Annotated in this window: 8 protein-coding genes; 5 read left to right on the plus strand and 3 right to left on the minus strand. The window is 36.9% G+C overall.

Annotated elements, in window-relative coordinates; genetic code table 11:
• Positions 1–216 precede the first annotated feature (216 nt).
• The 4 genes from nadC to dndE all read left to right on the plus strand — a co-directional run bounded on the left by nadC (position 217) and on the right by dndE (position 3,617).
• On the plus strand, positions 217–1,071 hold the full coding sequence (gene nadC / locus I4641_RS22790) for a carboxylating nicotinate-nucleotide diphosphorylase (protein WP_229642880.1): 855 nt from the start codon (positions 217–219) through the stop codon (positions 1,069–1,071).
• Positions 1,072–1,220: 149 nt separating this feature from the next.
• Positions 1,221–2,279, plus strand: coding sequence for an N-acetyl-gamma-glutamyl-phosphate reductase (gene argC / locus I4641_RS22795; RefSeq protein ID WP_229642881.1), 1,059 nt, complete (start codon positions 1,221–1,223; stop codon positions 2,277–2,279).
• Positions 2,280–2,295: 16 nt separating this feature from the next.
• A complete protein-coding gene (locus tag I4641_RS22800) occupies positions 2,296–3,141 on the plus strand; it encodes an amino acid ABC transporter substrate-binding protein (protein ID WP_229642882.1) in 846 nt (281 codons plus the stop codon).
• Positions 3,142–3,221: 80 nt separating this feature from the next.
• A complete protein-coding gene (dndE, locus tag I4641_RS22805; protein WP_229642883.1) occupies positions 3,222–3,617 on the plus strand; it encodes a DNA sulfur modification protein DndE in 396 nt (131 codons plus the stop codon).
• 51 nt (positions 3,618–3,668) lie between these two features.
• Here the strand turns inward: dndE and I4641_RS22810 are convergent, their stop codons facing one another.
• Positions 3,669–4,373 (minus strand): ROK family protein, encoded by a 705-nt coding sequence (locus I4641_RS22810; protein ID WP_229642884.1) that lies wholly within the window; start codon positions 4,371–4,373, stop codon positions 3,669–3,671.
• A 122-nt stretch (positions 4,374–4,495) separates the two neighbouring features.
• Between I4641_RS22810 and I4641_RS22815 the strand changes: the two genes are divergently transcribed.
• On the plus strand, positions 4,496–5,083 hold the full coding sequence (locus I4641_RS22815; protein WP_229642885.1) for an alpha/beta hydrolase: 588 nt from the start codon (positions 4,496–4,498) through the stop codon (positions 5,081–5,083).
• Positions 5,084–5,086: 3 nt separating this feature from the next.
• Here I4641_RS22815 and I4641_RS22820 read toward each other — a convergent pair whose 3' ends face one another.
• Together I4641_RS22820 and I4641_RS22825 are read right to left on the minus strand one after the other, a co-directional pair.
• Positions 5,087–6,694 carry an alpha/beta hydrolase gene (locus I4641_RS22820; protein ID WP_229642886.1) on the minus strand — a complete coding sequence of 536 codons (1,608 nt, stop codon included), beginning with the start codon at positions 6,692–6,694 and terminating at the stop codon, positions 5,087–5,089.
• A 75-nt stretch (positions 6,695–6,769) separates the two neighbouring features.
• On the minus strand, positions 6,770–7,768 hold the full coding sequence (locus I4641_RS22825; RefSeq protein WP_229642887.1) for an ISAs1 family transposase: 999 nt from the start codon (positions 7,766–7,768) through the stop codon (positions 6,770–6,772).
• Between the last annotated feature and the right edge of the window lie 39 nt (positions 7,769–7,807).

Raw genomic sequence — 7,807 nt, forward strand, 5'->3', positions numbered from 1 at the left:
AAAGCTGTGTTTTAAAAAACCGTCAAACTATTGATTTGTCTAGGTTCTGACCGCTGATGAGGGACTTATGTCTCTCAACCGCGCATTTACCAATATAAGGAAGTTCCATATGAATGTCAACCCCTTTTCTGAAAGTTTTTCGGGATTATTTTGGGCAAATCCTTAAAAGCTTTGTACAGTATTGTTTGTAGACTTATAATCTTTTTTTATTTTTTTATGACTAACCTACCTCCTTCAATAATTGTCGATCGCTTATTACAAGATTGGTTATTAGAAGATATCGGCAGAGGAGATTGGACAACTCAAGGATTATTCTTTGGGGACGATAAAATTTATTATGCAGAGTGGATTGTCAAAGAAGATGGAGTAGTTGCAGGACTACCGATCGCAGCTAGAGTATTTGAATTATTGGATCGGAATGCAAAATTTGCTCCAACTATAGAAGAAGGAAAGTTTTGTAGATCGGGTACTAAAATAGCCAGTATTGAAGGAAGTAGGGAAGCTTTGTTAAGTGGAGAGAGAGTTGCTTTAAATTTAGGGATGCGTATGAGTGGAATTGCTACGGCAACTCATAGTTATATAGAACAAATAAAAGACTTACCAACTGAATTAACAGACACCAGAAAAACTACTCCTGGTTTGAGAGTGTTAGAAAAATATGCCACAAGAGTAGGAGGCGCAATTAATCATCGGATGGGATTAGATGATGCGGTAATGATTAAAGACAATCACATTCAAGCAGCAGGAGGCATTGAAAAAGCGATCGCTCTTCTGAGAAAAAATATTCCCTATCCCCTCAATATTGAAGTAGAGACTACAAATATTAAAGAAGTAGAACAAGCACTAATACACGGAGCAGATATTATTATGTTGGATAATATGACTCTTGAACGAATGGTTGCTGCGATCGCAATAATTCGAGAGAAGAATCCTAGAGTCAGAATAGAAGCTTCAGGAAATATTACTTTAAAGACTATTCGTGCTGTAGCGGAAACTGGAGTTGACTATATTTCTAGTAGTGCGCCAATAACAAGATCTCATTGGTTAGATATAAGCATGAGGATGAGATAAATATAAATTATCTCTAAAAATACAAACTTGTTTAAATTGGGGAGAAGATCTCGTTAAAATTTTCTTGTCTAAAAGATCCCAATTGTGCTTAAACTAAAGATCTTTAAGGAAGTTATTCCTAACCAAGACTAGTTTGAAAATGCAACATCATGAGTGATATAGCCAAAAAACCAATCGGTATTATCGGTGCTTCTGGATACGGTGGGGTTCAATTAGTTCGACTTCTATTCGAGCATCCTGGGGTGGAGATTGTTTACTTGGGAGGTGATAGTAGTGCAGGAAAAAAATATGGCTCTATATATCCTCATTTAGCTCATTGTATCAATCTAAGTGTCGAAACAATTGACTTAGACGAAGTTGCAAATCGTTGTGAAGCAGTTTTTCTAGGGCTTCCCAATGGTTTGGCTTGTGATATTGCACCTGTCTTAATTGCCAAAGGATGTAAAGTTTTAGATCTTTCAGCAGATTATCGTTTTAGTAATTTAGATACCTACACAGATTGGTATAAGAAAGAGCGTACGGATAATGAAATTGCAGCTCAAGCTGTATATGGTTTACCCGAATTAAACCGCAAACAAATAAAGGAGGCTCAATTAATTGGTTGTCCTGGGTGTTATCCGACAGCTAGTTTATTAGCTCTTGCACCTTTGTTGAAACAGGGTTTGATCGATCCTTCCACAGCCATCATTGATGCTAAATCAGGTACTTCTGGAGGTGGTCGCCAAGGTAAGATAAATATGCTCTTAGCCGAGGCAGACAATTCTCTAGGAGCTTATGGAGTAGCCAGTCACCGTCATACGCCGGAAATAGAACAAATTTGTAGTGATTTGGCTCGTCAAGAAGTAACAGTGCAGTTCACTCCTCACTTAATTCCCATGGCTAGAGGAATCTTATCGACAGTTTATGCAACCTTGCGCGATCCTGGTTTGGTCAGAGAAGATTTGATTACAATATATAATGCTTTTTATCGCTCCTCACCTTTTGTAACTGTATTGCCCAATGGAGTTTATCCCCAAACTAAGTGGGCTTGTGGGACAAATTTAGCTTACATTGGCATTCAAGTCGATCCTCGTACGGGGAGAGTAATTGTTTTATCGGCGATCGACAATTTGATTAAAGGTCAAGCAGGTCAAGCAGTACAATGCTTAAACCTAATGATGGGTTGGGATGAAGATATGGGGCTACCAAAATTGGCTTTTTATCCTTAATTATTTTGTGCAAATTATGAAAAAAAGGATTGTATCTTATTTAAGTGGCAGCTTATTGTTTTTTTGTTTGACATCACCAGTGAAAGCTGAAAGTATTTTGGAAAAAATTCAACGTACGGGAATTGTGAGAGTTGCTATTAGAGAAGATGCAGCACCTTTTGGTTATTTGGCTAGTGAGGGAGATTTACAAGGATACTGTCTGGATTTTTTTGCCTTACTGGAAAAACAATTAGTTAAGAATTTAGAACGTAATACTTTAAGTATTAAATTATTTAAGTCTACTGCGAACAATCGTTTTTCTTTGGTTAGTAATAATATTGTCGATTTAGAATGTGGTTCTAATACTATACGGGACAATACTCCTGAAGGTGTTAGTTTTTCTACTGCTTTTTTCACTACTGGAACACAGTTTTTAGTTAATAAGAAAAATCGCGATCGCTTTAATCTAGATCGGGATTTAGACGAAATTAGATTGGGAGTTATTAAAAACACAACAACAGAAGAGTTTATTATAGAACGGTATCCTTCTGCCATTATTCAAAGTTTTAGTGGGGTGACGGCAAGAACCAGAGGGATACAAGCCGTTTCCCAAGGTAAGATAGATGCTATGATCAGCGACGGTATTTTGCTAAGAGCCGAAGCCCAAAAACAAGGTTTATCCGCTTCAGACTATCCTTTAATACCAAAAACTCCCTTAACGTGCGATCGCTATGGCATGATTGTTAAAGCAGAAGATCCTTCATGGCAAAATTTTGTTAATTCAGTAGTTCAAAGCCCAGAGGTTACTGCCTTATCAAAAGCCTGGTTTGGAAATTTATTGGAGTACAATTCAATTGCTTCTAATGTTTGTAGCAAGAATTAAATTGCCGACCTCAAAATCGAATTTGAGCAATCATTATTATCAAACACCATCAAGGCAAATAGCGATCGCCAAGCAAAAATATGGATAACCCCATAGAAAGAATCCGTATCTCCCAAACAGCGGAAGATCAACTAGTACAACTTAAGCGTAATACTAAAATAAAACAGTGGAATATACTCTGTCGCTGGGCTATTGCTAGATCCTTAGCTGAATCTAGTACTCCTTCTCCTGTAACAATCAAAACCGATAGCAAAGTTGAGATCCTCTGGAGTGTTTTTGGCGGAGAGATAGCAGATATACTACTTATTGCTCTCAAACAGCGGTGTTATCAAGATGGATTAGGCACAGATTCGGAAACCCTAAAACAGCAATTTACGCTTCACCTCCATCGGGGTATTACTTACCTAGCGGGAGATGCCAAAATTCAGCAAATTGAGGATTTAGTCAGGAAAGTTACTACGATTAAGAGTCTTTAGAGACAAAGTATATCTTGTATGTCTAGTAGATCGTTTCTTATGTCTAGTTTTCTAGTTTGTCCATAGTCTAATTCCCCCCAATAAACCCGATACATTAGGAATTACTTTGGCATTATTAGGAAGATCGAACTTGATGTTTTTGGTTTCTCCACCACCAATATAAATAACGTCATAGTTAAATAAATGGTCTAAACAGGCGATCGCTTTTTCTAAACGGGTATTCCATTTCTTTTTACCCTCTTTATCCATTGCAGCCCTACCTAACTGTTCTTCATAGGTTTCTCCCTTGCGAAAAGGATGATGTCCCATTTCTAGATTGGGTACTAGTTTTCCATTGATAAATAAAGCCGAACCAAATCCCGTACCCAAGGTAATTACAAGCTCTACACCCCGACCCGAAATTGCTCCAAAACCTTGGATATCAGCATCATTAGCCACCTTTACTGGTTTGGATAGCAATTGAGTCAAACTGGTAGCTAAATCGTAGTTTAGCCAATCTTTATCTAGATTAACGGCAGTTTTGATTAAGCCATTCTGCACCACCCCAGGAAAGCCCACAGAGGCGCGATCGAATTCTTGGGATTTTGCCAAGGTGAGAATAGTATCGATTACTTCTTCTGGTTTGGCTGGATGAGGGGTTTTGAGACGTTCGCGATCGCTCAAGGGATTACCCTCAGTATCTAGCACCATAGCTTTGATACCACTACCACCAATATCGACAGCTAGGGTACGAAGAGATTTCTGGGATTGATTCATTATGTCTTGTGAAAGTTTTTGAAATTTTATTGGGAACTATATACATAGTAATCAACAGCTTAGAACCCATACTGTTGTCATTAGCTAAAAATAAAATTTAAGTATATTTATTAATAAATGAAATGAAAACTACATATCAAATTACACCTTTATTTGTTTTGCACGGGTTAATTACTATTAGTGCGGGATTATCGGTTATGTTATTACAGCCACAATCTGCCCTTAGTGCCGAAAAAGTTCAGCTAATTTATGGTCCTTTTCGAGGCAAAATTTCGATAAAATCTTTAGAGAAGTATGCTGAAACAGGAGAAATGACCAGGGAGTTTCGCTTGTATTCTAAATTCTTAGACAAAGAAACTTTAATCCAATTGCGTTATTGGTTGAACAATCGTTTTGAAAGCGATCGCGTTGAGGTTTATCGTTTTACCAATACTTCCGAAGGAGAAAAGTTTTTAACTGATTTGGGTACTGCTATCAAAACTCATCCCGAACGCAATGGCTTATATGCAATTCGTTCAGCACTAATTGAAGCTGCGGATAAACCCAGTAGTTCTGATGGCTGGACTATTATTGAAGCGATGTATCATTTTCCTACAGAAGATTTGCAGATTAACACTAGAGATTTGTTTAAACTGCAAAAGTTTTGGTCGGCATCAGATACTAAAAACCAAGCTGCATTAGATACATTTAATTCTAAATCTAAAGAATAATTATTATTCTTGACTGTTTTTCAACAATTGTTGTAGTTGAATATTAGAGATAGAGCGCATAATAGACAATTGAAAAGCATCTAGATCTATTAATTTCAAACTATCACTTTCAAGGTATTTTATATATTTTGGCTGTCGATCTAAATGAGCTTTAAAAAAAATAGTAGTTAAAGCCTCGATCGCTGGATATGCTTGGCTTGGACTGATACCAACAATATCATCTGGTACGGGCAAAACTCCCAAACCTTCCCGCAAAAAACTAAAGTGTGTTCCTGGTTTTACTAATACTAAATATTTATCAATATCTTCATTTAACCAACTAAAAGGCTGTATTTGTTCTGTCAAGGGAGGCATAAATAAATCGTGAGTTCCTGAGATAAACATAGTAGGAATATTTATCGAACTTATTCCTTTTCGACCAAATATTCCTGCCATGGGATTAATTGCGATCGCAGCTTTAATTCGAGGATCTTTTAACTGGCGATCGACTGAGGAAAAATTGTTAAAAGTACATTTAGCTAACGAAGATAGATCGAGTAAGACATTTTGATAGTCTTCTGTTTGACATTTGCCAGACTCTGAATCTGCAATTAGTTTGCCTCCTGCTAAAGCAAGGGATGTATAACCACCAAAAGAATGTCCAATTATGCCCACCTGTTGTAAATCGATCTTATTTTGTAGTGCAGAATTAAGCTTAGATTCTTGTTCCAAACTATCTAGCAAATATGTTATGTCTAGAGGTTGAGAAATTAAATTATTTGGTTTGGGAAAGCTTTCTTTTCCCGATAAGAACCGATCAAATTTATTCAAGCTAATATTATCATGCTCGACTATCGCCACACTAAAACCATGACTGGCTAAATGTTCGCCCAAATAATCAAAAGTTTGACGATTAGAAGCTACACCATGGGAAATAATAATTAAAGACGATCGCTTTTTTTGAGGAAGATACAAATCAAAATATCCAGCTTGCTTCCTATGGGGGTTTTCATAAGTCAAAGTTTTTTTTTGCCAAGTATATTGTCCTGATTGAAATAAATCTGCTTCTATTTCTCTAAAATCAGAGGTGTTGATTATCTTCTGGAAAAAGATATTATCAACCGCTTGACGATTTTCTAATATTGCTCTCCCGCGATCGATATACCGATCTAAAACTGATATATCTACATAAATAGTTTCTAAAGGAAACTCATGCAATAAATTTATTATGGTCAATCCTTGAGAATCGAATGCAGCAGCAATAATTGCGCTCCTCAAAGCAAAAAAACCGTTTCGATTAGTTTTAGTTCTAATACCTTTGCCAATATTTTTAATTACTATCTCACCAACAGTAGAATTACTAAATTTAGCAATAGTTAAAGGATTAAAATCTACAGGAGTTGATAACAATTCTGATAATCTTGCTACTTGTTCGGGAGGCAAGCGATTGAGATAATAAGCCAGTTCTTTAGATATTTTTCCCGTCTTAATAAATGTATCTAAGTCTTCAACTTGAATATAGAACTCACCGAAAAATGAAAAGCTAAATGCAATTCTTTCCGCTGCTGTTGCGCTTATAGATAATAAAGCAGTAGATATACCCAAAATCAGAGAAATCAACGGCTTAATCATTCAGACTAGATACTTATCTTTGATATAATCAAATGTTATCATTATTTAGTCATAAGATTAGCCTAATTTTTCTCTTCAATAAAAAAATATATGTAATCCCGAAGATGTATCCTGACGTAACAAATTGAAAGCGAGCCTTTTGAGAAGCGTCATATTTTGCGGGGCATGATCTTTGCGAATCCGAGAAGCATCTTCGGAAAAAATTACATCTAGACACCAGTGTAACTGGTTTTCTACTCCCCAATGACTGCGAATGGAATTAGGAAACTCGGTAAAATCACAAGCCAGAGAACTGAGAAAAAATCTTGTGCTGTAGGTAGTCTTGTTCCAAAGTTGGCGATATGCGAAGCGGTATCCTTTAGGACTACTTTGTTCTACAATCAAAGTCTGAAGTCCTTTCCACTGTTTGAGTCTATTAGAATCAAACACTTGGTCGGCAGGAACTGAAATGAAACATCGCTTCTCAATACGGTGGTGTCCTGCTTCACAAATACATTCTGTTGTCTTTACTAATGTCTTCTCCGCTTCTTGTGAATATTTTTCCCACCAATTCCTAGCATCTTGAGCAAGAGTGGGATGGTTTGCCTTAAGAGTCAGAATATAGTCTGCACCTGCTGAGTTTATTTGTCGAGCAATGGCAGTTTGAGTTCCCATCGCGTCCATCGTAATAATTGCGCCTTTTAAATCTAATTGTTCTAGTAATAGAGGGATTGCTTTTATTTCGTTCGACTTTTGCTCGACGGCAACTTGTCCCAACACTAATTTGTGACGATCTGACCATGCACTCACCATGACTAATGACTTTAAAGAACTTTCTCGGTCATAAGAGCCATTGAGACTTTTGCCATCGATTGCTACCACTTTTAATCCCAGTTTGCCTGCGATTACTTGTATCCATTCTTGAAAGTTATACTCCAGTATTTCAGGCTCTAACTGGCTAAATATTCTTCCAAAGGTGTCATGGGATGGTATTCCATTGGGCAGGTCGAGAAAAGTAGAAAGCCATTCCTCTTTTGCTTTGCCATAAGTTTCTATTGCTACCCATCCATCCGCTCCACATAAGTACTTAGGCAAAATTAATTACACTAAGAATGAGTGTGTTATTAGTGGGAT

This window comes from Waterburya agarophytonicola KI4 (assembly GCF_020640915.1).
GTDB classification, from domain to species: Bacteria; Cyanobacteriota; Cyanobacteriia; order Cyanobacteriales; family Xenococcaceae; genus Waterburya; species Waterburya agarophytonicola.

Excerpts from the sequence above, each read along its gene's own strand:
- I4641_RS22810 (WP_229642884.1), bottom strand. The coding sequence starts at position 4,373 with ATGAATCAATCCCAGAAATCTCTTCGTACCCTAGCTGTCGATATTGGT.
- I4641_RS22820 (WP_229642886.1), bottom strand. The coding sequence starts at position 6,694 with ATGATTAAGCCGTTGATTTCTCTGATTTTGGGTATATCTACTGCTTTA.
- I4641_RS22800 (WP_229642882.1), top strand. The coding sequence starts at position 2,296 with ATGAAAAAAAGGATTGTATCTTATTTAAGTGGCAGCTTATTGTTTTTT.
- nadC (WP_229642880.1), top strand. The coding sequence starts at position 217 with ATGACTAACCTACCTCCTTCAATAATTGTCGATCGCTTATTACAAGAT.
- dndE (WP_229642883.1), top strand. The coding sequence starts at position 3,222 with ATGGATAACCCCATAGAAAGAATCCGTATCTCCCAAACAGCGGAAGAT.
- I4641_RS22815 (WP_229642885.1), top strand. The coding sequence starts at position 4,496 with ATGAAAACTACATATCAAATTACACCTTTATTTGTTTTGCACGGGTTA.
- argC (WP_229642881.1), top strand. The coding sequence starts at position 1,221 with ATGAGTGATATAGCCAAAAAACCAATCGGTATTATCGGTGCTTCTGGA.